This is a genomic window from Dyadobacter sp. LHD-138, from assembly GCF_030929615.1.
In the GTDB taxonomy this organism is placed as follows: Bacteria; Bacteroidota; Bacteroidia; order Cytophagales; family Spirosomataceae; genus Dyadobacter.
In genome coordinates this window covers 22,695-49,275 of record NZ_JAVFVU010000026.1, presented here as the reverse complement: position 1 = coordinate 49,275, position 26,581 = coordinate 22,695, and the positions used below count along the sequence as shown (strand labels likewise).

23 protein-coding genes are annotated in these 26,581 nt (G+C 43.9%); 12 read left to right on the top strand and 11 right to left on the bottom strand.

Features of this window, described 5'->3' with window-relative positions; all coding sequences use genetic code 11:
- Nucleotides 1-11 precede the first annotated feature (11 nt).
- Together atpC and atpD are read right to left on the bottom strand one after the other, a co-directional pair.
- The gene (atpC, locus tag RB622_RS18970) at nt 12-254 is read right to left on the bottom strand and encodes an ATP synthase F1 subunit epsilon (RefSeq protein ID WP_308048181.1); all 243 of its coding nucleotides are present in this window, start codon (nt 252-254) and stop codon (nt 12-14) included.
- A gap of 84 nt (nt 255-338) precedes the next feature.
- On the bottom strand, nt 339-1,859 hold the full coding sequence (gene atpD, locus RB622_RS18965) for a F0F1 ATP synthase subunit beta (protein ID WP_308048180.1): 1,521 nt from the start codon (nt 1,857-1,859) through the stop codon (nt 339-341).
- Nucleotides 1,860-2,173: 314 nt separating this feature from the next.
- On the opposite strand from atpD, the gene RB622_RS18960 reads away from it, so the two are divergent.
- The 8 genes from RB622_RS18960 (at nt 2,174) to RB622_RS18925 (ending at nt 8,708) form a co-directional block, all read left to right on the top strand.
- Nucleotides 2,174-2,407, top strand: coding sequence for a DUF433 domain-containing protein (locus tag RB622_RS18960; RefSeq protein WP_308048179.1), 234 nt, complete (start codon nt 2,174-2,176; stop codon nt 2,405-2,407).
- A 173-nt stretch (nt 2,408-2,580) separates the two neighbouring features.
- Nucleotides 2,581-5,244, top strand: a complete 2,664-nt coding sequence (locus RB622_RS18955) for a hypothetical protein (RefSeq protein WP_308048178.1) — start codon at nt 2,581-2,583, stop codon at nt 5,242-5,244.
- Nucleotides 5,245-5,340: 96 nt separating this feature from the next.
- The gene (locus tag RB622_RS18950; RefSeq protein ID WP_308048177.1) at nt 5,341-5,793 is read left to right on the top strand and encodes a hypothetical protein; all 453 of its coding nucleotides are present in this window, start codon (nt 5,341-5,343) and stop codon (nt 5,791-5,793) included.
- A gap of 37 nt (nt 5,794-5,830) precedes the next feature.
- On the top strand, nt 5,831-6,559 hold the full coding sequence (locus RB622_RS18945) for an ABC transporter ATP-binding protein (RefSeq protein WP_308048176.1): 729 nt from the start codon (nt 5,831-5,833) through the stop codon (nt 6,557-6,559).
- A 39-nt stretch (nt 6,560-6,598) separates the two neighbouring features.
- Nucleotides 6,599-6,796 carry a hypothetical protein gene (locus RB622_RS18940; RefSeq protein WP_308048175.1) on the top strand — a complete coding sequence of 66 codons (198 nt, stop codon included), beginning with the start codon at nt 6,599-6,601 and terminating at the stop codon, nt 6,794-6,796.
- Nucleotides 6,797-6,818: 22 nt separating this feature from the next.
- Nucleotides 6,819-7,061 carry a type II toxin-antitoxin system RelE/ParE family toxin gene (locus tag RB622_RS18935; protein WP_308048174.1) on the top strand — a complete coding sequence of 81 codons (243 nt, stop codon included), beginning with the start codon at nt 6,819-6,821 and terminating at the stop codon, nt 7,059-7,061.
- A gap of 117 nt (nt 7,062-7,178) precedes the next feature.
- The gene (locus RB622_RS18930) at nt 7,179-7,901 is read left to right on the top strand and encodes an RluA family pseudouridine synthase (protein ID WP_308048173.1); all 723 of its coding nucleotides are present in this window, start codon (nt 7,179-7,181) and stop codon (nt 7,899-7,901) included.
- A 36-nt stretch (nt 7,902-7,937) separates the two neighbouring features.
- Nucleotides 7,938-8,708, top strand: a complete 771-nt coding sequence (locus RB622_RS18925; RefSeq protein ID WP_308048172.1) for a hypothetical protein — start codon at nt 7,938-7,940, stop codon at nt 8,706-8,708.
- A gap of 70 nt (nt 8,709-8,778) precedes the next feature.
- Here RB622_RS18925 and RB622_RS18920 read toward each other — a convergent pair whose 3' ends face one another.
- Nucleotides 8,779-9,312 (bottom strand): hypothetical protein, encoded by a 534-nt coding sequence (locus RB622_RS18920; RefSeq protein ID WP_308048171.1) that lies wholly within the window; start codon nt 9,310-9,312, stop codon nt 8,779-8,781.
- 143 nt (nt 9,313-9,455) lie between these two features.
- Nucleotides 9,456-10,037, bottom strand: coding sequence for a peptide-methionine (S)-S-oxide reductase MsrA (msrA, locus tag RB622_RS18915; protein ID WP_308048170.1), 582 nt, complete (start codon nt 10,035-10,037; stop codon nt 9,456-9,458).
- A 392-nt stretch (nt 10,038-10,429) separates the two neighbouring features.
- Here msrA and RB622_RS18910 point away from each other — a divergent pair, with 392 nt between their 5' ends.
- A complete protein-coding gene (locus tag RB622_RS18910) occupies nt 10,430-10,969 on the top strand; it encodes a CopD family protein (protein WP_308048169.1) in 540 nt (179 codons plus the stop codon).
- Between the two features lie 123 nt (nt 10,970-11,092).
- Nucleotides 11,093-11,287 carry a hypothetical protein gene (locus RB622_RS18905; protein WP_308048168.1) on the top strand — a complete coding sequence of 65 codons (195 nt, stop codon included), beginning with the start codon at nt 11,093-11,095 and terminating at the stop codon, nt 11,285-11,287.
- A gap of 74 nt (nt 11,288-11,361) precedes the next feature.
- On the opposite strand, the gene RB622_RS18900 is transcribed toward RB622_RS18905, so the two are convergent.
- Together RB622_RS18900 and hpt are read right to left on the bottom strand one after the other, a co-directional pair.
- Entirely contained in the window at nt 11,362-12,762 is a 1,401-nt protein-coding gene (locus RB622_RS18900) for an MBL fold metallo-hydrolase (RefSeq protein ID WP_308048167.1), read from the bottom strand.
- Nucleotides 12,763-12,888: 126 nt separating this feature from the next.
- Nucleotides 12,889-13,419: a hypoxanthine phosphoribosyltransferase gene (gene hpt, locus RB622_RS18895; protein ID WP_308048164.1), complete on the bottom strand. Its 531-nt coding sequence runs from the start codon at nt 13,417-13,419 to the stop codon at nt 12,889-12,891.
- Between the two features lie 107 nt (nt 13,420-13,526).
- Between hpt and RB622_RS18890 the strand changes: the two genes are divergently transcribed.
- A complete protein-coding gene (locus RB622_RS18890) occupies nt 13,527-14,759 on the top strand; it encodes a tetratricopeptide repeat protein (RefSeq protein WP_308048162.1) in 1,233 nt (410 codons plus the stop codon).
- Between the two features lie 89 nt (nt 14,760-14,848).
- Here RB622_RS18890 and RB622_RS18885 read toward each other — a convergent pair whose 3' ends face one another.
- The 5 genes from RB622_RS18885 to RB622_RS18865 all read right to left on the bottom strand — a co-directional run bounded on the left by RB622_RS18885 (nt 14,849) and on the right by RB622_RS18865 (nt 24,726).
- Nucleotides 14,849-16,243 (bottom strand): dipeptidase, encoded by a 1,395-nt coding sequence (locus tag RB622_RS18885; protein ID WP_308048201.1) that lies wholly within the window; start codon nt 16,241-16,243, stop codon nt 14,849-14,851.
- A 119-nt stretch (nt 16,244-16,362) separates the two neighbouring features.
- Nucleotides 16,363-17,019: a glycerol-3-phosphate 1-O-acyltransferase PlsY gene (gene plsY / locus RB622_RS18880; RefSeq protein WP_254561439.1), complete on the bottom strand. Its 657-nt coding sequence runs from the start codon at nt 17,017-17,019 to the stop codon at nt 16,363-16,365.
- 151 nt (nt 17,020-17,170) lie between these two features.
- Nucleotides 17,171-21,853: a hypothetical protein gene (locus RB622_RS18875; RefSeq protein ID WP_308048161.1), complete on the bottom strand. Its 4,683-nt coding sequence runs from the start codon at nt 21,851-21,853 to the stop codon at nt 17,171-17,173.
- Nucleotides 21,854-21,926: 73 nt separating this feature from the next.
- Nucleotides 21,927-22,763: a 50S ribosomal protein L11 methyltransferase gene (gene prmA, locus RB622_RS18870; RefSeq protein ID WP_308048159.1), complete on the bottom strand. Its 837-nt coding sequence runs from the start codon at nt 22,761-22,763 to the stop codon at nt 21,927-21,929.
- Between the two features lie 148 nt (nt 22,764-22,911).
- Nucleotides 22,912-24,726: a glycosyltransferase gene (locus tag RB622_RS18865; RefSeq protein ID WP_308048158.1), complete on the bottom strand. Its 1,815-nt coding sequence runs from the start codon at nt 24,724-24,726 to the stop codon at nt 22,912-22,914.
- 228 nt (nt 24,727-24,954) lie between these two features.
- Here RB622_RS18865 and RB622_RS18860 point away from each other — a divergent pair, with 228 nt between their 5' ends.
- Nucleotides 24,955-26,523 carry a family 10 glycosylhydrolase gene (locus tag RB622_RS18860; protein WP_308048155.1) on the top strand — a complete coding sequence of 523 codons (1,569 nt, stop codon included), beginning with the start codon at nt 24,955-24,957 and terminating at the stop codon, nt 26,521-26,523.
- Nucleotides 26,524-26,581 lie beyond the last annotated feature (58 nt).

Genomic DNA, 26,581 nt, shown 5'->3' with positions numbered 1-26,581 from the left:
ATAATTTTACCCTACAAAATCGCCTCAGCCAAAACCAAAACTTTATTGTTCAGTACCTCAACCACACCACCATCGATGGTATAAGTTTGTTTGGCGCCACTGATATCGACAACCACATCGCCACGTTTGAGAGAACTCACAAGTGGTGCATGACTATTCAAAACCTGAAACTGTCCGTCGGTACCCGGTAAAGTAACAGCATTTGCCTCTCCGGCAAATACTTTTTTATCTGGGGTAATGATATCTAAATGCATATTTAATTGGCTTTTGGCTGTTAGCGATCAGCTTTTAGTATTGATATAAATATCTCACTATCAGTCTGTCAATCAATATTGTGATTATCTGTTAGCAGCTTCTGCCATCATTTTTTCACCTTTGATCTGAGCATCTTCAATAGTACCAACAAGGTTGAAAGCCATTTCAGGAAGGTGATCGTATCCGCCATCCATGATCTGGTTAAATCCTTTGATCGTATCGTTGATGTCTACCAATACACCTTTAAGACCTGTAAACTGTTCAGCCACAAAGAAAGGTTGTGACAAGAAACGTTCTACACGACGTGCACGTGATACAACCAATTTATCTTCGTCAGATAATTCTTCCATACCAAGGATCGCGATAATATCCTGCAATTCTTTATAACGTTGCAAGATGTTTTTCACACGCTGCGCACAGTTGTAGTGCGCATCACCCAATGTTTCAGCGTTCAAGATACGAGAAACTGAATCTAGTGGATCCACCGCAGGATAAATACCTTTTTCAGCAACTTTACGGGAAAGCGTAGTTGTTGCGTCCAAGTGGGTAAATGTCGTCGCTGGTGCTGGATCCGTCAAGTCATCTGCAGGTACATAAACAGCCTGTACAGATGTAATAGAACCACGTTTTGTGGAAGTAATACGCTCCTGCATCTGACCCATTTCAGTAGCAAGCGTTGGCTGGTAACCTACCGCAGAAGGCATACGTCCCAAAAGGGCCGATACTTCTGAACCTGCTTGTGTAAAACGGAAGATATTGTCAATAAAGAAAAGGATATCACGTCCCTGACCTTCGCCATCTCCATCACGGAAATATTCAGCAACGGTAAGACCCGTCAAGGCAACACGCGCACGCGCTCCAGGAGGTTCGTTCATTTGTCCGAACACGAAAGTAGCTTGTGAATCTTTCAAAGTTTCATAATCCACTTTTGAAATATCCCATCCGCCTTCTTCCATGCTATGTTTGAAATCGTCACCGTATTTAATGATACCAGCTTCGATCATCTCACGCATCAAGTCATTTCCTTCACGCGTACGCTCTCCCACACCCGCAAATACGGAAAGACCAGCATATGCTTTTGCGATGTTGTTGATCAATTCCTGAATCAATACCGTTTTACCAACACCGGCACCACCAAACAAACCGATTTTACCACCCTTTACATAAGGAGCAAGTAAGTCGATAACTTTGATACCTGTGAAAAGTACTTCAGTAGCTGTTGCCAAATCTTCATATTTTGGAGCAGCACGGTGAATTGAAATACGGTTGTCCGTAGCGTCAACTGGATTAAGACCGTCGATAGGCTCTCCAATTACGTTAAACAAACGTCCTTTAATTGATTCACCCGTTGGGATTGTGATCGGAGAACCAAGAGGTTTCACAGCCATTCCGCGGAACATACCTTCGGTACTGTCCATCGCAATAGTACGAACTCTGTCTTCGCCTAAGTGTTGCTGACACTCAAGGATTACTTTTTGACCGTTTGATTTGATGACCTCTAATGCATCAAGAATAGCCGGGATGCGTTCGCTGTCTTCAAATGATACGTCTACAACGGGACCAATTACCTGCGTAATTTTTCCTAAGTTTGTCGCGTTTGCCATTATAAGAATTTTAGTATAGTCTATGAGAGGTTATTTTCAGACCGCAAAAGTAGGAGATAATTTGGTCAGTACCAATAGTGTCACGATTCATTTATTGGATATTTTTTAGAAAATCACCCAAAATCAGTCAAAACAGTATAGAAATTATCAGAAACGGGTTAAAAAAATGTTCTGTCAGGAACTTTTTTTTCAATATGAACTTATTTTTTGGATACACGAATATTTCAATATTAGCCCATTGCGATTTGGAATGGATTTGATGAAGTTATGAAAATCGGCTAAATTTGGGTTATAAATCTTTATACTTCTGATAAATGAATACACAGCTTTTAGAGCGGATCACGTTCAATCCGAATCAATGCGGAGGAAAACCATGTATTCGTAACATGCGTATAAGAGTGACAGACGTCATTGAGTTATTGGCAAATGGATTAACACCAGAGCAGATTATCTCGGAAGAATTACCTGATTTGGTTCCGGAAGATATCACCGCTTGCCTTCTTTATGCGACTGTCAAGCTGAATCATCCTGTTTTACAAGCAGCTTGATGATCATCCTTGATGCACATATACCTCCTAATTTAACTTAACCCAGGCATTAGACCTGCTTCAAACTACCGATCTCGTAGAAATCACCGGGCGTTAATGTTCGATTTGAAACATTATATCAAATTGTGGCAGGCAGGCGTTGGTAAATTTCAGTATCGGGCTAAAAAATATTTATGAAAGAACTTTTTTTTTGGAAAGTATGGTCTTCGTCTGAACGCAGGATTACCATTGCTGCTTTCGTCATTATACTATTATCAATACTTTTTTTCGTTCTGAAAGGTATTGATCCTCTTGCCAATGTAATCCGCTGGGATGTGCTCAGCGAACTATCCGATATCTCCACCGTTGTTGATGTTTTGAAATTTGATCAATGGCAATATGGAATTTCGGTTCCTTCCAATCTGGTTACCGAACAGTTTGTCGCTTCCACCATGGAAACTGACTTCCTGACTTTGAAAATCTTTTGGGGATTTGTAATGATTGGCCTTTCATTCATCCTGGCGGCGCTGACCACCATGCCGCGTTTCTGGTATTTGGCAGGAATGGTCGCATTTATTCTTCTGCTGGCTTCGGCGCGGCTGGAAACCCTGGGTGTGTTTGGCGAAGGAAGCCGGGCGTTGTTTATTATAACGGTAACATTATTTACGGGTCTCAGCTATCATTTCCACGCATTCCGCCCAGACCTCGGCATTGGGATAAGGATTCTTGGGCTTGTGGGTGTTTCTGTTTTGCTATTGGCGTTGGTCGGCTTTGTTTCTCCTGTTTCGTTCCCTGCCCTAACGGCTGCTTCTTATTCCCTGCCAATCTGGTTGCTGATCTCGATTATATTTTTACTGGTTTCGGCCACAGAAATTGTGGCAGCGCTGGTATGGCTCAGCACAAGCGGAGAAAGTAAAAATGGCAAATCGGGTCTGACTAATTTTCTGGTGATCAGCATGCTTTATCTGTTGTCCCTGCTCCTGCTCTACCTGAAAAACACACGCCAGATTGATTGGGACCTTACTTTATTGAGTCCGGTATATCTTGCCATTGCCGCCGGGGTATTAGGTCTCTGGGGTTTTAAGAAGAGAATTGATTCTACCAACGGGTTAATATCTTTCCGGACAACCGGTTTCTGGTTATACATAGGCCTGTTCATTGTTACGGCAGCTTTTACCGCATACGCTGCGGGGACGGCCAATGATCCCTTACTGGAAGTATTGGAAGATGTGGTCGTGAACGGCCAGCTGGCCATGAGCATTGTTTTCCTTTTTTACATTGTCGTTAACTTTTATGCCGTTTTCAAACAAGGACTGGCTGTTCATAAAGTACTGTATAAGCCGATGCGTTTTGGCTTAACGCAGACCCGCTTGTTCGGTTTCGCGGGCGTCGTTGTATTGTTTTCGATGCAGAGGCTGCTTCCTGTTTATCAGGGTGTGGCGGGATATTTTAATGGATTGGGTGATTTATATGCCAATACAGGAGAATATCCGCTGGCGGAGCAGTATTATAAAATGGCGCTGCAGCAGGAATTTCAGAATCATAAGTCAAACTACGCGCTGGCCTCCCTTGCTTTGCGGCAGGGCGACAAGGTGGTGGCGGCTCATTATTTCCGTCAGGCGTTATTGAAAAACCCTTCTCCACAGGCATATGCGGGTCTTACGGGCGTACTGATGCAGGAAAGTCTGTTTTTTGATGCCGTTTTTAGTTTGCAGGAAGGCCTTCGGGCTTTTCCGGAAAGCGGAGAATTGTTGAATAACCTGGGGATGCTTTATGCCAAAACAAACGTGGCCGATTCGGCACATTACTACCTGGATAAAGCGGAAAAAAATATCAAAAGACCAGAAGTTCCGGCGACGAATTTACTGGCAATCTGGGCGCGGAGCACCGATGCGGGGTTGTTAGACTCCCTGGTGAATCACAGCAGTGCACAAAAATATCTTTCCTGGCAGGCCAACTGGCTCGCCGTTCAAAATTTGCGCCAGAAATTCCCTAAGCAGTTCTTTAAGGATGATGCGATCAATCCGGATTCTGTTTTGAGCGTTTCCAGCCTGGCCTATTTATTGAATTATGCAAGGAATCAGGCTGGTGCGGACAGTTTACCGGCTACATTTTTACCAAAACTGGCCAATAAAAATCCGTTGCTTTCGGAGGATTTGTTATTGGGTGCGCTGTATCCTGAATTTTACAGCGGAAACAAGTTAAAAGCCATTGAAACGCTGTCAGTTTGGGCGGAGCAAGGTGGCGAGAAAAGTAAAATGTATCATAAAGTGCTTGGACACTGGTTGTTGCAGGTTGGCTTGTATGACAGGGCCATTCAGCATCTGGCCCATGTAGACGGTGTGGAAGGGATACTCGGACAGGCCGTTGGCTATGCACTTTCGGGTCAGCAGGCTATTGGTGGGCTGTTGCTTCAGAGAATGCAGGAAAAAGAACCGAATCCTGCTCTGCAAAAATTACAAAGCTCGTTGATGACGATTAAACCGCCAAAAACCAGGGCCGATTCGCTTTTTGCAACCGCTCAAAAAACGCCTTCCGACAAGAATTTCGATGCAGCGATTCATGCCAATCCTTTTGATGCCCAAATTGTAGCCGCAGCAGCCACTTTTTATGGGCAAAAGAAGCAGGTTTCGAAGGCGTACAAAATCGTTTTGGATGCGATGAAGTTCAATGATCGTGCCCCTTTGTTATGGCAGGAATATACCATTTTAAGTTTGCAGCAGGGGCTCACCGGCCAGGCGGATGAAGGCGAAACACAGGTCAGTGAATTATCCTCCCCTGCCGATTATCAGGCTTTTGTTACGCGCTATCAGCCTATGCGTGCTCTCATCGAAAAACAACGGGCAGCGTTTCATTGATTTTTTATTTTAGCATTTGAAAGATGCTGTCTGACCATTTTGTAAAGTAACTTTAACACGCTTTGCAATCAGCGTTGTTCAAAATCGGGAAAACCTATGAGATTACAGTGGAAATCATCAATGAATGGCCGGGAAATCCGGGTATTTCGGGGAAAACTGATCGCTGGATTATTGAAGCGCAGTTTCTGGAAAGATGATGCCTATGGTGAATTAAACGGTCATATGATGCGATTCAAAACCAAAGGGTTCTGGAAGCGCACGACACGGATTTTGAACATAGATGGTACAAAAGAGCTGGGCCACATCACGTTCAACACCTGGAAAAGCACAGCCGTGGTAACCTACGAAAACCAGACCTTTGTCTGGAGATTTGATTCGTGGATGCGGAAGAAGTGGAAGCTGGGAAACGGTGAAGATTTTGTTCACTATGTGAAAACAAGCAGCTGGAAGAATGAGGGCGATATAGAAACAGAAAATATTTCTCCGGCACTCGTCTTAACAGGACTTTTTATTTATGGTTATTTCTGGAAAATCGCGGCAGCATCCTGATTATAGAAAACTTCCTATCAAACAACAATTGTTCATTATGAAAATCATTGAAATGGCCGATATCTCGAAGCGTTATGTAATGGGCAGCGAGATTATTGAGGCACTAAAATCAGTAACCATTTCCGTTAGTAAAGGTGAATATGTGGCGTTTATGGGCCCTTCAGGTTCAGGGAAGTCTACTTTGATGAATATTATTGGCTGTCTGGATACGCCAAGCACCGGCAAATATATCCTGAATAGCAAGGATGTCAGCGACATGTCGGAGGGCGAGCTGGCTGAAATCCGAAACAAGGAGATCGGCTTTGTGTTCCAGACTTTTAATCTTTTGCCCCGGATGTCTTCGCTGGATAATGTGGCTTTGCCATTAATTTATGCCGGTTTAAATAAGGCAGATCGTACAGAAAAAGCGATGATGTCGCTTCGAAATGTGGGGCTGGAAAACCGGGCCGGGCATAAGCCAAACGAGCTTTCCGGGGGACAGCGCCAACGTGTAGCCATTGCGCGTGCGCTTGTAAACGACCCAAGTATTCTGCTTGCTGATGAGCCGACGGGAAATTTGGATTCCAAAACTTCATACGAGATTATGGATCTTTTTGATCAGTTGTACAGCAAAGGCAATACGATTGTGATGGTAACGCACGAAGAGGATATCGCGCATTATGCACACCGTATCGTGCGGTTACGCGACGGTTTGGTGGAGTCCGATACGATCAATCCGAATCCTACGAAGGTTGGGCATTTGGTGCAAGGGGTAAATGTCATTTGATATAATTTTATTAACTTTCGGAAAAAGAAAGGAATTAAGATGGAAGGAATCAGCTATTTAACAGATGATGCGGGCCATAAGAAGGCAGTGGTAATTGACTTTACCTTGCTCAAAGACCGCGATAGCTTAACTGAAATTCTTGAAGAAATTGAAGATGAAATCGCCGTTGAATTGAGGAGAGGTGAGCCATCATTTGACTGGAGTGAAGTTAAAGCAGGGTTGATGGAGAAGGACTGATAATATGTATAAAATTATTATCGTGAGGTCAGCACTGAAAGAATTGGAGGAAGTTCCCAAAGTATCCAGGCTTAAAATAATTTCAAAAATTGATGAACTGGCTATTGAACCGAGACCAAGAGGCGTTAAAAAACTGGAAAGCGAATCTAATTCGTATCGAGTCAGGGTTGGCAATTACAGGGTAATATACCAAATTGAAGATTTTAAGCTGATTGTCAATATAATTAAAGTCGCAGACAGGAAAGAAGTATATAGAAAAAGATAGTAAGCGCTATCTGATTTCAAAGAATTTATTAGACGAACAGTACAAGAATCAAAGTAAAATCCGAATGAATTACTGCGTCGTTGTAATTTATTCGGATTATTTTTAGTTAATACCTTTATGAAAATCAATTTCGCAGACTTAATTTTATTTGAAGACGAGGACTTTCTGCTCGTTAATAAACCACCGCATCTGGCGACGCTGGATGAACGTACTGCCGACCGTGGAGGCAGTGTTTTACGCCTTGCAAAAGCATATAATCCGGAGTTACAAGCCGCGCACAGGCTGGATAAAGAGACTTCGGGCGTATTGGCTTTTGCGAAAAATCCGGCGGCTTATCGTCATTTGGCCATGCAGTTTGAACACAGACAAGTTACCAAACGGTATCACGCTGTAACAAACGGTATCCATGACCTTGACAGTATTTCTGTTTATTTACCCATTTTGGCATTGAAAAACGGGACGGCGGTAAAAATTGACCGGGCCGAGGGAAAGGTGGCCGAAACCATTTTTAATACCTTAAAAGTGTATCGCGGTTACACACTTGTGGAATGTATCCCCATTACCGGGCGCATGCACCAGATTCGTATTCACCTTTCCTGCCTTAAAGCGCCTATTGTTTGTGACCCGCAGTATGGCGGTGAGCCGATTTTCCTTTCGAGCCTGAAGCGCAAGTTTAATCTTAAAAAGGAAACGGAAGAGCAGCCACTTATCCAACGGGTAGCATTGCACGCATTTTCTCTTTCTTTTGCTTTGATGAACGGCGATCCGGTGAAAATTGAAGCACCTTATCCAAAGGATTTTGAAGTACTGGTGAAGCAGTTGAACAAGTTCGGCGTTTAAAATATTAGCCATTTCTTATCTAAGTCACACTTCTTTATGAGATCAGTTTTATTCGCATCCAGGATACTCTTTCTGTTTTGTTTCTTTTTTGTAACATTAACAGGCTCATTAACAGCGCAAACGGTTCGGAAGAATGATGTGATTGTGAGAAAGGATAATGAAAAAATAGAAGTGGTTATCACGGAAATTGATGCGAATACGATCCGGTATAAAAAAGTAAGCGACCCGGACGGACCGGTTTTTACGGTAAACAAAACAGACATCTCCTCCATTTTATACGGAAACGGTGAAGTGGAAAAGTTTGATAAACCGACGGATGAGTACTTTGCTCCGGGCAGTGTTCCGCCGCCTGTTATTTATAAGCAAGAGCAGCCAAAGACGTACAATAGCGCGGGAGGCAGGCTTTCTGGCCGTGATCCTGAGCAGCTCCGGTCGAATTACAACCTGTATGTTAGAAAAGCCAGATCTTATAGAAAACTGGGTTTTATAGGCGCCTCTGCCGGTTTGTTGTTTACTGTGGTGGGCGCTGCCATTCTTTCGAGCGCAGAAAGCTATTACAACACAGGTACAGGAACCTATGTATCGAATGACGACGCGGTGGCTGGAGCATTACTTGTGACAGCAGGTTTGGGTGGAGGAATTCCCCTGACAATCATCGGTTTCGTTAAAAACAGGAGCTATACCAAAAAGGCCATAGCAGTGCAGAATGAACTTCGTAGAAGAAATCAGCCGTTATCGTTGCGGTTGAGTCCCGGGTTTAACCAACAGACAAATACAGGATATTTGTCGCTGAAAATTGCATTTTAGTAGCCCATAAATCATTAAAAAAGCGGTGCAAGAAAACGCTTGCACCGCTTTTTTAATGAAGTGTAATATCTTAGAATTTGAAAGTGATTCCAGCTTTGAACGGAGAAGCATTGTAACCAACTTCTGCAAAAACACCCATTTTAGGCTTGAAGTAGTAACGTGCACCAGCGAAAGCACCAAAGAAAACACCGCTTCCGTAACCGTCATTATACGCCCCGGAAAAACCATCAGGATCGCTGAATGAAGAAACGCGATAACCCAAAGCAGGTCCTGCATAAAGGTCAAGATTGTCCATTGTAAGGAAGTGTTTTCCAAAATGGTATGATCCTCTTGCAGCAATCGTGAAGAAATTGTATCTCCACTTATAACCTACATAGCCGTAGTTCCAGGTAGTAAAGTCAGCTTGTCCACCTATACTGATGAAGTCGTGAATACCTACCTCATAAGATGCTCCGACACCAACACCGCCTCCGCCATAAGTACCACCCAGGTTGATCCCTGCATTTAATAGTTTATCTCCTTTTTCAAATTGTTGTGCAAGCACTGACTGAGAAGTCATACCCAAAACGGCAATAACGATTAGCGTTGATAGAATGTTTTTCATTTTGATAGAATGATTAAGTAAAATAATGATGACACAAATTAAAGCGATTATTTTTTTGCTTCAAAACTTGTGCCATTGATACTTATTATACGGAAATTTACAATGATGAAAGGTCTTTTATGCTTGCTTCCGGCTTTTCATCGTTAAATATTCTTTTTGAGCTTGTCATGAAAAACCTTACGGAATTTGTCAAGCTTAGGTGCTATTACAAATGCACAGTATCCTTGATCCGGGTTTTTAGCAAAGTAGTCCTGATGGTAATCCTCGGCTGCGTAAAACTTTTCTTCCTTTGTAATTTCAGTTACAATAGGTTTTGCGTAAGCGCCGGATTTGTCCAGTTCCTTTTTTGCTTCTTCAGCCAGTTTTTTTTGCTCATCGTTATGATAAAAAATCACGGAGCGATACTGGGTGCCGATGTCGTTTCCCTGACGGTTCAGGGTTGTAGGATCATGTCCCCGGAAAAAGGCTTCCAGGAGGGCTGTGTAAGTAATTTTTTTCGGGTCGTACGTAATTTGTATGCATTCTGCGTGGCCCGTCGTGCCCTCACAAACTTCTTTGTAGGTGGGTTTTGCAACGTGTCCTCCGGAATAACCGGACACTACATCTTTAACACCTTCCAGCGTTTCGAATAAAGCTTCCGAACACCAGAAACACCCTGTTCCGAATGTAGCAATTTGCGTGTTGGCGGTATCGGTTGGAGTCGATACAGAGGTTTCATTATTCATTTTTTTCTTTTGTTTTTTATCCGATTGCGCGCAAGATATAACAACCATGCAGCACAATAATACGAACGTGAAAATCGGGATGATTGGTTTCATCGAAAGTATATGGTTAATTTTAAACCTGTGTTCGCTTAACAGTTATTTTCGACAGAAAGTTTACACGGTGACTTTACATTTTTATTGATAAAAACAAGCCAGAAATGGTCGGAAACGGCATGTATCTGTCAATAAATATACGATGAAAACATCAGGTACGGATCATTCTTTGCATAAATCATGTTAGCTATCGGAAGCCTGCGTTTCTGCATGCCTGTTGTCATAAGATGTCCGTGACGTAAACGTTCGTTGTACCGTTTCCGTACAAGATTTTTGCTAATTTATATTACTCATTCGTAATGACCTATTTACACTTTAAAGCGCTCCATATCATTTTCGTTGTAAGCTGGTTTGCGGGGCTTTTTTACATGCCCAGACTGCTCGTATACCACACCGAGGCCCAGGGTAAACTGGAAGCTGCCAAAGAAATCCTGAGTGCAGAATTTGTTAAAATGGAGAAACTTCTCTGGAATGCCATTATGGTTCCGGCCATGTGGCTGACGTTGATTACCGGCGGCACGATGATCTACTTAACACCGGGTTGGCTCAGCCAGGGATGGATGCATATGAAGCTGACATTTGTGCTGGGGCTTATCGGCTATCATTTTTTTACCCGAAAGTTAATTCTGGAAATGCAAAAAGGGCATTTCCGTTTCTCATCTGTCCAGCTCAGGTTGTGGAATGAAGTGGCTACCATTTTCCTTTTTTCCATTGTATTTCTGGTTGTACTGAAAAACTCCGTGGACTGGCTCTGGGGTGTACTGGGGCTGATCACTTTTGCCGTTATCATCATGTCGGCGGTGAAGATTGTTAAGCGGATCCGGGAAAATAATAAGTAGGTTCTCTTTTCGTTATGATGTTGGGTTAAGATTGACAATAAATGATTTAGAAAAATATGGCACCTTTCTGCTTGGTACAGTTCTTTTAATTCTTTAATGTTTTTATCATCAAACTCAAGGGTCATGACATACATCAATAAGATAATATATTTCCTTGCAAAGGTATGGTTTGCCTTTGTGATGTTGTTGGCGCTGATACTCACGGCGATTCTTTCGGTTCCTTTTTTTATTTTGGAATGGATAGACAAATCACCGGCTGACAGACAAACGATGATGCTCAGAAGTAAAATAGTAAGGCTGAATAAAACACCAAGCTAAAAACCAGGGGATCCTGTAAAGGTAAAAAGGGAGCTTCATGCGATGGAGCTCCCTTTTCTTGTTTTATGATGTGCTTATACTTCGACGCTTTCGTACAAAGACGGGATGTGGATATTTTTATAACCCGCTTTTTCAAGTTTAATTTTAAACGCAACCTGCGTCTCATACTCGCCATGCACCAGGAATAGCTTTTTGACATGCGCAGGATTCTGGCAGGATAAAAACTGGATCATTTCGTTGTAGTCACCATGGGCGGAAAATGAATCCATAACCTCGATCCTGCTTCTCACCGCGAAGGTTTCCCCAAAAATATGCACTTCTGTATCGCCGCGTTTCAGGGCGCCGGCGAGTGTGTTCGGTGAAGCGTAGCCAACCAGCAAAATGGTTGAATTAGGGTCTCCTATATTGTTTTTGATATGATGTTTAATACGTCCGGCCTCCGCCATACCCGATGCCGAAATGATGATGCAAGGGCCTTTTTTATCGTTCAGGGCGATGGATTCCGTTACATCTGAAATGTAGTGAAGGTTGGGAAATGCAAAGGCATCACCGTCTTTTTCGATGTAGTCGAGAATCGCAGGATTAAAACATTCCTCATGTTCCTTCATGATCTTCGTGGCACGAATCGCCAGCGGACTGTCAATGTAAACATCGATACGCGGGAGTTTTCCGGAGCTGGAAAGCTTGTCGAGCGCATAGATTAACTCCTGGGTACGGTCAACGGCAAATGCGGGGATAATGACCTTTCCTCTGCGTTTTACACAGGTTTCCTCCACCACCCGGAGCAAATGTTCCTGCATATCAACCTCCTTTTGATGGAGCCTGTCGCCGTAGGTCGACTCACAAATAATAATATCTGCCTGCGGAAAAGTATCCGGTTTTCTCAGGATATTGTCTTCCGGCCGGCCAATGTCGCCAGTGAATGTGAGCTGTTTAAAAGTTCCCTGATCGGGAATGCTTAAATGCACGGCGGCGCTGCCCAGAATGTGTGCTGCATCGGTAAAGAAAACAGACACCTCATTGTCCGGGCCCAGATAAAAAGTCTGGCCATATTGCACCGGATGCAGCAGGGTGAGCGCTTTTTCAGCGTCCTCGCCGTCATATAATTCTTCCAATAAAGGTCTTCCCTGTCTCTGACGGCGGCGATTGATCCTTTCCAGATCTTTTTCCTGAATATGCGCACTGTCCAGCAGCATAATACGGCAAAGATCTGCTGTGGCGGCGGTACAATAAATGGGGCCGGCAAAACCCTTTTTTACGAGTCGGGGGATTAACCCTGAGTGATCAATATGAGCGTGAGAAAGTACCAGATAATTTACCTGAGCGGGTTTAAAACCAAAGTCCTGATTAAATTCATCGGTTTGGATACCCTGGAACAAACCACAGTCTAGTAGAATCTTAGTTCCTTTTTCAGTGGTAATCAAATGCTTGCTGCCTGTAACGGTGCGCGCGGCACCAAAAAACTGAATTCGCATCTTAATAGTGGCTTATCGTTTGCTGGAATATAATGATTCAATTTGATGAAATTCAATCAGAATTAACACAAATCAATTTAAAATTTTCCTTAAAAGATGCAATTCAGTACTTTTGCAGTAGGTTATTTATTCAGGCAGGACGTAGAGTGCGTCGAGATTACGGCCAGCTCCGTCATAATCGAGTCCGTAACCAACCACGAAGCGATTCGGGATTTCGAAACCAACATAGCGCAGCGCAACACTTTTTTTTATGGCTTCCGGTTTGTGAAGCAGCGTAGCAATTTCGATTGTTCGGGGGCCAAGTGCCTGAATCTGCTGTAATAACTGATGCATGGTGAGGCCGGTATCCACGATATCTTCAATAATAATCACATCACGATCCGTAAGCTTTTCTTCCAAACCAATGATTTGCCGTACCTTTCCGGTAGATTCCGTTTGGGTATAGGAGGATAACCTTACAAACGTTATTTCACAGGTCAGTGGGATGTTTTTGACGAGTTCGGAGGCGAAAAGAAATGCACCATTCAGTACGACAAGGAAGAGCGGGTTTCGCCCTTCATAATCGGTGTTAATCTGGGTGGAAAGTTCTGCAATCCGGCTTTCGATGCGGTCCCGGGAGATGAACGGAGAAAAAGTTTTATCGTGAATCGTAATCATATGGAGATTTCTTAATCGGTAATATTAACTCTTTTTTCAAAAACACTCCTGCCCGCAAACGTAAAATATAAATCCAACGTTAATATTTGTAGATTTTAACCTTAATTATGAAAAAAGTGCTGGTTAAACCTATTGCTTTAGGTCTTGTTATATTTCTTTCAATCAATTCTGCCGTCGCTCAGTTGTATTCTTCGGCCGAACTGGATAAGAATTATGATATGGTTCTTAAGAATCCGGGGGTCCAGATTGAAGCGACAGAGGCTATCAACATGCTGTATAATTACAGATTTGAGGAAGCCGACGCAGAGTTCCGTTGGTTGCAATACCGCTATCCAAAACACCCCATGCCCCATTTTTTAATGGGCCTGGCCGAATGGTGGAAAATTGTGCCGAACACGGATATTGAAACTTACGACAAGAAATTTCTGGCCCATATGGACTCTACCATTACGTTGGCAGAGGTGTTGTATGAGGACGAAAAGAATAAAATCGAGCCTGCGTTTTTCCTGGCAGCGGCTTATGCATTTAAAGGACGTCTTTATTCCGAACGTAAAATGTGGACGAAAGCTACGTTTGCAGGGAAAAATGCGCTGAAATATCTGGAAGTCTGCAAGGGGAACGGAGATTTGTCGCCGGAGCTTCTTTTCGGAGACGGAATCTATAATTATTACGCGCAATGGGTGCCCAGTGAATATCCGCTGCTGAAACCGATCCTGGCATTTTTTCCAAAAGGGAACAAAAAATTGGGTGAGCAGCAATTGGAAAAAGTGGGCAATAACGCCTTTTACACGCGTGTAGAGGCCAGATATTTCCTTCTTCAGATTTACAGCATGGAAAACCAATATGGAAAAGCGTATGAAATGGCGAAGTACATGTGGCAGACCTTTCCAAACAATCCATATTTTGAACGATACTTTTGCCGCACTGCTTTCGTGACCGGGAAAACGGGGGAGGCTGAAAAAGCGGCCCAGAACATTCTGGATAAGATAAGTCAGGGCATGCCGGGCTATGAAGGGGTGAGCGGCCGAAACGCAGCCTATGTATTGGGGTTTTATAACCTGCAGTATTACCGGAATTACGATCTGGCAAGTCAGTATTTTAAAAAGGCCGTTGAGTTTTCGACACAGACCAATTCTTTAAACGCCGGTTACTACGTGTCCTCGCTTTTGGGATTGGGGAAAATTGCAGAAATGCAGAAGAACTACGATGAGGCGCTGAGTTATTACAAGCTGGCGGGTGATAAGGCAGACCGCAAGTCAAGCCAGGATAAAGAAGCGAAAAAGCACATCGACAGTTTGAAAAAACTGAAACGCGAAGAACGCAGGAACAGACGGAAATAAATCATTTTTATACCCGTCGGATGGTCAAAAAACCATCCGACGGGCTACTCCGTCCGACGGCTTTTTCGCCGTCGGACGGATAACAAACGTTAATCTACCTTTTTCAAAGCAGCATAATGCTTGAAGAACAAAGGAATGGTTTCGATGCCTTTGTAGTAATTGAAAAGACCATAGCTTTCATTAGGGCCGTGCAGTCCGTCCAGATCCAGGCCAAAGCCCATCAGAATACTCTTTCTACCCAATTCCTGCTCAAACAAAGCGACGATCGGGATACTTCCACCGCCACGGGTTGGTATTGGTTTTTTGCCAAAAGACTCTTCCATGGCCATTTCAGCCGCTTTGTATTCCAGTGAATCTGTCGGTGTCACATAAGGCAAACCGCCGTGGTGCGGAACTACTTTTATCTTTACCGAAGCAGGCGCTATGGCTTTGAAATGTTTTGTGAAAAGGTCACATATTTCCTGATCGGTCTGGTTTGGAACAAGGCGCATGGATATTTTAGCATTCGCTTTCGAGGGCAAAACCGTTTTCGCTCCCTCTCCGATATAACCTCCCCAGATACCATTGACGTCCAGTGTCGGGCGTACAGAGGTACGTTCTATTGTTGTGTAGCCTTTTTCTCCGGCAACATCATCAATTTTAAGATCCTTTTTGTACTCGTCAAGGTCAAACGGCGCGGCATTTAAGGCGTCTCTTTCAGCCTGCGTTAAATCCTGCACGTTATCATAAAATCCGGGGATGGTAATATGCCCGTTTTCATCTTTAAGCGACGCGATCATTTCGCACAAAACGTTGATCGGGTTGGCAACTCCCCCGCCGTAAACACCGGAATGCAGGTCGCGGTTGGCTCCTACAACTTCCACTTCCAGATAGGTAAGTCCACGTAAACCGGTTTCAATGGACGGCACATCGTTGGCAATCATACTGGTGTCAGAAATCAGGATGGTGTCACATTTCAACATATCCCGGTTTTCTTTCACAAATGTTTCCAAATGTGAAGAGCCAACCTCTTCCTCTCCTTCAATCATCATCTTGACGTTACAGGTCAAGGAATCCGTCGCCAGCATGGTTTCAAATGCCTTGATGTGCATGTAAAACTGACCTTTGTCGTCACATGCTCCGCGCGCATAAATACGTTCGTTTTTGATAACCGGTTCAAATGGAGGCGAATCCCAAAGCTCATAAGGATCGGCCGGCTGTACATCGTAATGTCCGTAAACCAAGACGGTTGGCAGGGATGGATCTATTATTTTTTCCCCGTAAACAATCGGATGCCCGGGTGTTTCATAAATTTCAACCCTGTCGGCTCCTGCTTCGGAAATGCGGTCGCGGACAAATTCTGCTGCACGACGCATATCATTTTTGAATTTGGAATCGGCACTAACCGAAGGAATTCTGATAAGATCCAGCAGTTCATTCAGAAATTTATCGCGATTTTTTTCGATGTAGTTATTCATTGTTTTAGCATTATAAAATTTAAAAATCAACCGCTCCGAATGGATTTTCCGGTTTATCAACCCGTACGATTTTAACGGTGCCCAATATAAAAAAATAACCCCTAAGGTTGGAACCTTAGGGGTGGGTATTTCTATTTTTTAATTTTTCAGGAATGTCCTTTTGATTTCGATTTCGCGAAAATATTCACACGGTTTTCATTGCCGTTCAACAATCTTACGATGTTTTTCTGATGCGTGATCACAACCAGAACGAACATGACAAAGCCGAAGATTACCAGCAATGTCTCAGGTTGTCCGAAAACACCCAACAACGATAAAACCGGGAAAGCCAGCGTCGCCAGGATCGAGCTTAGCGAAACGTATTGAGAAGCAATCAAGGTCAGCAAGAAAATGGTGATACTCATCGCGGCAAGTTCAGGATGAATGGCCAGTACCATACCCAATAAAGTGGCGATACCTTTACCCCCTTTGAACCCAACGAATACCGGGAAAATATGCCCTACAATGGCAATAATACCAAAAATGATCTTGTACATTAAGATATCCCCCTCACCGATTGTTCCCATGTAAAAAAGCATGGAAGCAAGACAGGTGGCAGTCCAGCCTTTCATGACGTCAATAAGCATCACAATCGTACCTGCACGTTTGCCGAGTATCCTAAAGGTGTTGGTAGCGCCTGCATTTCCACTTCCGTGTTTCCGTACATCAATCCCGAAATAACCAATTCCGTACCATACTGAACTCGGTATAGATCCCAATAAATAGGCGGCTATCGTCGTAATTATAAACAAGGCTACGCTCATTTTGTATTATTAGTAGGTTAATTTGAACTTTAAAAGTTTCTTAAAAATACGATAGTTTTCCTTCTTTACCAAGTGAACGGCATTGACAGCAAAGTGCAAAAATAGGTTTATTTGGCTGAAAATTAAAATATATACCGTAATGCCTTGATGATCAGAATCCTTCTGCCTTTTCTTCTTTCTTCTTTTTCTCTTCCGCCGGAACGACTTTTTTCTTAACCGTTTTGGTCAGTTTGGCCTTTTTCACTGCTGGCTGGTAGAAGTCATCAAACCTGTTTACGAACAAATCCTTCTCTTCAACGCCTAAAGATACCAAAGTCATATCTTTGGATTTGATATTGGCTCCTTTTGAGGTCACCAGGTCATTGAAATCTACCTGCGAAGAGACAACGCCAAGCTCTTTTTCTTTCAGATCAAAATAATACCAGACATCCGGGGAGGCCTGAAGGAAGAGGCTGAATTCATCACCCAGTTCCGAGCGGCGTATTTCAAGCACGCCATCCATTTGTGCGTTGATGTTGTTTTTGCCAAAATTTGAAACGCCTATCGGTCCCTGAGAAAAATACGCATTATGTACCGGCGACCAGTGCAGATCCACGCTGGATATCACCAGCGGTACGTCCAGCATGGGTGATGCGTCGAATAATGGTTTATAACCCGCGGCGGAAAGTTTTACGTAAGCGTCAACGGCTTTGGAGCCAATCAGTGCGGAAAGTTTTCTGTTCAGCTGCTCGGCGTCGTCGTCCGCGGCAGTGCTGTTTTGTTCTTCCAGATTGGTTTCCACGATTTTGGCAGCGAGCTGAGGTAAAACCGGTTCCAGCGCTGACAGTTTCATCAGCAGCATCGAATTGAATTTAAAACGGGAGCTGTCCACCTGGACATTGGCGATACCGGTAGATTGCAGCCAATCCGTGGAGGTAAATTTCATCGGGCCTGAAAACGAAGCAATACCGGTTTTGTCATCAAATGTCAGCGTATTGGCTTCGTCAACCAGCCCATCGGGACCCGGAGGCGGTGCCACTTTGAAGGCTTTTTTATCCTCATCATAGTTCATCGTTCCCTGCGCGAGGTAAATATCCTGGTCGCCGTCAGACTCTTTTGGCGATAAAAACGACATATACATCCCACGGCTTTCGTTAAAATGCAGCCCAACGGAAAGTGGCAGTTCATGTTCGTTTTTAAGGTTTTTATCAATTTTAACGCCAACCGTCTCGCCGGGGGCATCTTTGTAGACAATCCATGAGCTCTGGAAATCCTTACGGAATTTTATCACAGGTTTCACAAATCCATCCAGTTGCAGTGACGGCTGATAAGCAATAAGATTAATATCACCTTTATACTGGATTCTTGGTGAAAGGATCAGGTTTTCGGTTTCTTTGATCTGTGCTTTGGCCGTTGTGTAATAGCGTATCGGGCCGGTTTCTTTGTTGTTTTTTGCTTTTTTCCCTTCTGCTGCGGTTTCAATTTCTCTCAATTCAAAATTCTGCATCTTGATATTGAAAGTATCTTTTCTGGCCGTGATATATTGATAAGTGGCAGATCCTTCGAAGCGGTTTCTTGAATCAATTCTGATATCGGCGTCACGTAACCGGTGCGAAGCATTCAGGGTGTCAATTTCGATCCGGGCCTTTTTTAACGGTGCAATTTTACCGTTACTGCCTATGCTCACCATACCTTTATCAGGAATTATTTTAACATCAGCGGTACGGATAAACGGTACGCCGCGTACATTAAGCGTTACTTTGTCCACGTCATAAATTCCTTCGGAGCCCTGGAAAGTCAGACCCTCCTGTTCGGGGGCAATGGAAGTATAGGAGGACGTTTCACCGAAACCTTTCATTAAAATGGTCTTCTTAAGAATGTCCCACTTCGCCGTTGCGATCAAGGTCTGATAGGAGGCCGCGGGAAGCTGCATACCCGAAGAGTCAGAATCGAATCCGGTTGAATCTGTAACGAAGTTTACAATAGAGGTTTTAATGTTGAAGTCAATATTTACGTTTTTACCCGTCAGAATATCCTTGGCTGCTTTGGGCTGTCCTCCGTTGATCACAAACTGTGATTTATTGGCAAGAAAACCATCTTTATTGAATTTTATATCGGCAGAGGTTAACTCGGAATCAGGTCGTTTCAGCTTCCCGTTTCCGTAAAGTCCGGATGAACGCAAAAGCAAGCCGCCTTCCAGACTCGTTGTTCCCTTGTAAAACGAAAAGGATTTACCCTGGGTGTTGATAAACATACTATCGGAATTCGGGAACCAGCGTAATGCGTAATCTTTCAATTCTACGGCCGGGAAATAACCTTTGCCAATGGTGGCTTCTTTAATGCTAGCCAGTTCACCGGATGCAAGCAGCGAGTCGGACGTCAATAGCACATTTTTTGCCGTCATGGAGGCGGATAAATAACGCATGACAGCCTTTGATTTCAGACCACTGTTATCCATTGTCAGGGTGTCTGTAAACCGCGCCATCGCTTTACCTCCGTATAGTTTCATTTCGGTAACCGGCGGTTTATATTCAAATCCAAGGGAGTTATCCGGCATACTTTTCAGGATGGTCTGAATGGGCGGAATGATGCCGTTTGAATTAAATGTTCCATCAAAAATCACATCCCGCTGATCCAGCCCGTCCATATCTATCTTGGGAATTTTGAAAAAGACCTCACGCGGATAAAGAACGGTACCTCTTTCCGGCTGATCGAAATAAACGATCATACCGTCGGGCACGACAAGTCGCGGTGATTTTTTACCTTTTTGAATCCCTGATTTATTTTGCGGATCACTCAGGTAAAAGGTACCTCCTTTTTCATATTTCACATGACCGCCGACTTGTCCGGATTGCCCTTTTGCAAACTTTTCCTTGGGTGTAAATGTGATCGAATCGTTTGGATTTACATTGACAAAAAACTGACCGTAGTTGAATTTAAGGTTTGATCCTCTGAACTGATAATTGTTGGCAACCAGTTGCCCGTTCAGGGTAAAATCACGGTTTTTGGCGATTACCAGCTTCTTGTCGGAAGGAACAGCATAAATTTTCAGCGAATCACTGACGATGAACCTGCCAACGCCAAGAACGGTCAGGAGCGTATCCTTCATGGAGATGGTCGCATTGGCTACCTCGTCGTTGGCGGAAAATTGGGATGTTACCTGAAAATTGTCATAATCTGTCTTGTCAATATTGCCTAAAACATACAGAATCCCCTTTTTAGAAACCGCAAATTCGTCTGTTATCTTGTCGTGTTTGAAATAGCCTTCCAATGCCAGCCTTTCCAATGCGCGGTGGAGAATTACGGGATCCTGCTTGAATTTTCTAGCCACATCTTCTGCTAGGAAAGTAGCTTTTTTTTCAGTCTGGGAATAATTGGCGGCCATTAAAAGCGGCTGAAAACCATATTCCTGCGCAATTCCTCTGAAACGTTCTTTTTTGAAATAATCAAAAGATTCCAGTTTTACGGGCACAACCTGTTTCCCGTCAATACGTAAAAATTCTACCTTGTCATTGGGAAAATTCCAGCGCATCGCCTGCGCCCAGATGCTCATTTTGTGATATGAATCCTGATAAGGCAGCGGTCCAAAATCGGTTTTTTCCGCCCGTCCCAGTTTTACCTGCCCTTCCTGATCATTGTAAAAAAATGTGACACCGGGGTGGTACAGCGAATCTTGTCCCAATGGCATGGAGTATGTGGCCATGGGTGCCGAGATAACGGAATCTTTCAGCGAGAACTTACGGCTGGTAACGGTAAATGCCGGTTTTTCCTTGTAAGAAACGGTAATCCGGCTGGGCTCATTGCTTAGCGAGGTACTGTACATGGTCGTGCCGATTAAAGCAAAACCGCCCTTGTAATCTATATTTTTGCGAGATGCTTTAAGCCTGGCGTCGTTGCGGTTCGAAACAAAACGTGGATAAGGTGCTGGCTGGCTTTTTGACTTCTTAACAGCCCTGTATTCCAATGTGCCATTAATTGGGTTGGCAAGCTGATTTTCGTCGTGTAATGTCACGTTTTCGGCCACCAGTTTTGGCTGGGTAATGTTAAAAGAATAGGTATCCAAATCAGCGAAAACCGATGAATCTCCTGCGGCCTGCCAGTTAAATTTTCCTCCTTTTCCTGCGAAAATCCCTTCCTTCAGGGATACACTTCCGGTTGCGGGCCCAAATACGGTCGAGTCGCCCGCGGCTACCATGGCAAACATTACATTTTGCAGGTCTATCACCGCACCCGAAACGGGCGGGATCGGGTTTGATTTTGGAGAAATAACAACGTTGGAGTCAACGGGTGTGTCCCAATTGTCGGCTGCCTGTACTTTCTGCGCTTCCACGACTGCCGCGCTGGTGGTATCAAACCGGAATTTGTAGGAGCCGCTCAGCAGATAAAGCGAGTTAAAATTTGATGTGTATAGTTTATTGGTTTCGATCGTATTCTTGATCGTTTCCAGAATGCGCTGAAAAGTTTTTGCGTCATATTTTTCACCGGATTTTGTGGCGAGATCAAGAAAACCATCCAGATCATTTCCCGTTCCTTTCGCCAGCGTATGCGTGTTTTTGATCAAAAGATGAAGGACAGGACCTGCTTTTTGTCCTTTGGAGAATTGCGTACGGACAATGCCAATAAATTTAGCCTGCTGCGGCGCACTGATACCGCTCATCCAGATACTGTCCAGCTGGGCCGTCGACCGCATGTAAAGGGGATTTTTTGTGCCATCCATGAGCTTCCGGATTTGAACCATAAACTGGCCCGGATCGTCGGAAGCTTTGATATTTTGCGCGGATAAATTTCTTCCTGAGAGCAGGATTATACAGGTTAACAGGAAGTAACGGGTGATCTTCATGTAGTATGCGGCCAAGGTTGATCGTATGATTTTTATTTAAGTCCTTGAAATGCACTTGATAGCATTTCAAGGACTTAAAATGCAGGATCTATTTTTCTTTTTCAAAAACAACGGTTGCCCATTGATTACGTGTATTGGATCTTAGTTTTTTCAGTCCGCTTTCTTCCGCACAACGTTCGATATCCGCCTGATCCATCTCATAAAATCCGCTGGTGACCAGCCATCCGCCTGGCAGCAAATGCTGAACGTATTTCGGGATTTCGTCAAGCAGGATATTGCGGTTGATATTAGCCAGAATGCCACCGAACATTTTTTCAGACGGAACCTCGTTGATGGTACCTTTAAAAACCTCCGCTTCCTCTCGCAGCCCGTTCATTGCAAAATTTTCAACCGTATTTTCAACCGCCCATTCATCAATATCAAACCCGAGCAAACTCGTCGCGCCCAGTTTCGAAGCCAGAATCGCCAGAATTCCTGTCCCGCAGCCTACATCCATAATCGAGAGACCGGCATGCGGAAGGTTAAGCTGTTCATTCATGACCAGCCAGGTTGTTTCATGGTGGCCGGTGCCAAACGACATTTTGGGTTGAATCAGCAAATCATAGGTGAAATCCGGATTCGGCTCGTGAAAAGTTGCCCGTACCCGGATTTCTTTGCCTACTTCGATAGGCTCGTAACTTTTTTCCCATTCCTCATTCCAGTTCTTTCTTTCTAACGATTTCCATGAACTCGCTATTGCAGTCATAGCACTGTATTTGGCGATTAGCGCTTGCAATACGGCTTCACTGAAATCCTCTTCAGGTATGTATGCCGACAAACCTTCGTCGGTTTCCACGAAAGATTCAAATCCTACCTCGGCCAGCTCGGCCATTAATATTTCTGTAAACTCTGATTGCAGTTCCAGTTGTACTTCTACGTAATTCATGCTTTTGGGGATATAGATAATCGACGGTGAAGGTGTTGATTTTTTTTAGGAATTCAAGGGATATGACTTAAAAAAGCCCACAAATGCGCGTATGCAGCATTGCGGGCTTTTTCTAAATTATGTTTACGGGAAGATATATCGGCTTCCGTCAGGGTTTTCTTCTTTTGACAGCCAGGTCATGGGCCGTATCGTAATAAGATCTCAGGTTCATCCAGTCGAAAACATCGGAGATATTCTCAACCCGGTTACGCTGCATAATCCTGTCGCGGCGCTGCATTTTTACAAATTTGAAGAGAATATCAGCCATTTGATCGGCAGCCTGCGCATAAGTCTGCGACTTACGATTGATCACATAAATACCACGGTTTTCATAATCTCTCATGATCTGCATGATATAGTCGCCAAAACCGGAGAGATCACTCGTTACCGTCGGAACACCGCGAACGACACATTCCAGCGGCGTATAACCCCAGGGCTCATAATAGCTAGGGAAAACGCCCAGGTGACATCCGCGTACAAATTGTCCATAGTCAAGACCGAACAACGGATTTGTGGACGAGATGAAGTCAGGATGGTAAACAATTTTAACCCGGTCGCGCTCATTATTTACAAGATTCGCTTTTTTACAGAAATCGGTAATTCCGTCTTCCTGTTTTAAATCGTGGGTTACGAATGCGGGCAATTTATCCGTTTTCCAGGTCTGAATGGTACGGCGTAAGCGCAGACGCCAGTATTCATCGACAAAATTATTCAGGTCTGGCATTTTGTGATCACCACCGGATGCAGCGGCCAGGAACAACTTTTCGCCTACCTCTTTTTCGATGGCAGTACAGGTTTCCTGCAATTCATTCAGCACGGCTCTCGACTGCAAAACATCGGGATTGACGGAATAATACGGCTGTTTTGTCACGATAAACATCACGACCGTGGTATCCATATTGGCCTGTACCATTTTCCAGTTAAGTCGTGCAAGTGCCTCCAGAGTCAGGTCATAACCTTTGTTGCTATACTCGTAACGTCCCGACGTGAAAAAATAAAGCGTTTTATCAAGGTCAAAAGAATAGCTCGGGAAGAAATGTCCGAGCACAAACTCATGAATCCGTTCTTTATATTTTAAATGCAGATTCTGGAATTCGTGGACGGCCTGGAACCGGACAACATTTAACCCGTTTGGCGTTACCAGATCCGGCATTCTTCCGAGAAAAACTTCGCACTCGCGTGCAGTCACGTCACTTACGGTTGTCAGCACGTGGGCACTCAATGCGGCCTGTCGTTCAATGGATGCCTGGGTTACGATGCCATAATTCCTGGCTTCCTGCTCCCAGTCAAAAAATGGAAGTTTACTGTAAAAACCATCCACATTTTGCGCCAGATAGCGGCCAAGCATGGTAGCATGCGTGGTAAAAGTCGTGGCAATTTTTACATTTTCTCTCTTAAGGTCGGGCAGGCCGCAACTTGCCATCCATTCGTGAAATTGGGCAGATATCTCCTCTCTGCGCGCATTTTCTTCGGCATATTCTTTCAGGTAGATACGCACGAGTTCTCCGAAACATAGTGTTTGGTTCACGAGCGGCTCGACATTAATGGTCGAAATCCGGTTGTTTTCCCAAAGATTGTACTTGATAACATCCAGCTCATGGGCAATGCTATCCAGATCAAAAAGTACAACGCGCGGTTTTCCGGTTACAAGCCAGAAGCCATAATGCACCTTATAACCCATTTCACGCAATCTGCGCACTGTGCGGCCAACAGTACAGTCATCCAGATCCGTAATTTCTTCAAATTCGGAGGATGCTTTCTTTTCAAAATAAGGGCCTAGCAAAAAGTAATTATCTTCCCACTTTTCCACCATCGCCGGCACTTTAGTCCGGATAACAGTATAAATCCCACCGACCTGATTACAAACCTCCCAGGCTATTTCAAAAAGGACGTTTTTTTTAGTTGTTTTTACAAATGGTTCCAATATGGGATATAGGTTAAAACGTTATAGCTGTACTGCAAAGGGTGAAATTTTTGCGTTTAGTCACAAAAAAACCTAGTAATTACACAATAAATATGCAGAAAAATTATTCACAATAACAATACATTGAACATGTTTATTTGCCATTAAGACAAATTAAGCAACTTGTCGGCTAACTTTGGACTAAAATACGTTACTTTGATCGGATTAACATTTTGCATTCGTTATATAGTGAAAAAAATCCCAATTATTGCGTTTACCTTACTGCTGACCACTTTTTTGCTTAACGGTTGTAAAGCCCAAAGCACTGATTCTGAGAATGTCTATCCACCCAAAAGAGAATTCAGGGCCGTCTGGATTGCTACCGTTGACAACATCGATTGGCCCAGCAGCAAAAATCTTGTGCCTGACGAGCAGCGGAATGAGTTTTCGGCGCTCCTTGATTTTCATAAAAAGGTAGGAATGAATGCCGTTTTTGTTCAGGTACGTGCGGCTGGTGATGCTTTCTATGCTAAAAGTGCTGAGCCCTGGTCTGAATGGTTAACGGGGCAGCAGGGACGCCGGCCCGATCCGATGTGGGATCCGATGGAATTTATGATCAGGGAATCCCATAAGCGGGGACTTGAATTTCATGCCTGGCTAAATCTGAACCGTTTGGTTCATAAATCTGCCAGGAGCGTTTCTTCGGAAAATATCAGCAAAATACACCCGGAATGGATTATCAGTTATGATGGCTATAAACTATTTGATTTTGGTTTGCCCGAAGTACGTCAGTTTATTACGGATATAACCGTCAACGTGGCTAAAAACTATGACGTGGACGGCATTCATTTTGACGATTATTTTTATCCATATGCCGTTGCGGGACAATCGATTGAAGATGAGGCGACGTACCGGAAGTATGGAAAAGGGTTTGCAACCAAGGCGGATTGGCGGAGAAATAATGTCGATTTGCTTGTCAAACAAATTCATGATGGCTTAATGGCAACGAATCCGCGGATTAAGTTTGGCATAAGCCCTTGCGGCGTTTGGAGAAATAAGGGAACAGATCCGGAAGGCTCGAAAACATACGGCGCACTTGCATCCTATGATGATCTTTTTGCGGACAGCCGTAAATGGGTTCGGGAAGGATGGGTGGATTATATCGCCCCACAGGTTTATTTCTCTTCACGATTTGGGAAAGTACCTTATAAGAACCTAGTGGATTGGTGGACGGAGAATTGCTATGGGCGCCACTTTTATGTAGGATTGGGAGCCTATCGTGTGGGTGGTAAAGAAAAGGACGGCCAATGGGCCAATCCAACAGAAATGCCAAACCAGGTTCGTTATTCGAGAGAAAATGAAGCGGAAGGGACTATATTTTTCAGCTCCCGTTCTTTAAAAAATAACAATCTGGGCTTTGTCGATTCGCTGCGGAATGACTTATTCCGTTACCCGGCCCTGGTTCCGACGATGGCATGGAAAGATGCAATTCCTCCACTTTCTCCTAAAAGCCTAAAGGCGACTTTGCTGAATAACGGGCTTGAATTATTCTGGGAAAAACCGGATCCGGCAACGGATGGTGAAACCGCGACTTATTACGTTATTTACCGATTTGAACCAACCGATAAACCGACAGCCCACGATCCGAGAAAGATTCTCGGCATGGCTTATGAAGGCGAACGCTTTGTAGATATGACCGTACAATCGGGCAAAAAATATGTTTATTATATTACCGCTGTTGACCGGCTGCATAACGAAGGACGGCCGATTGGTCCGTTAAAAGTTGAAGTGCTGGATCAAAAACTGCAACGTTTTTAGTCATTTAAGGATGTCAGGGTTTAATCTGATCTGTTTCTGGCAATCAATTCGGTGCGGT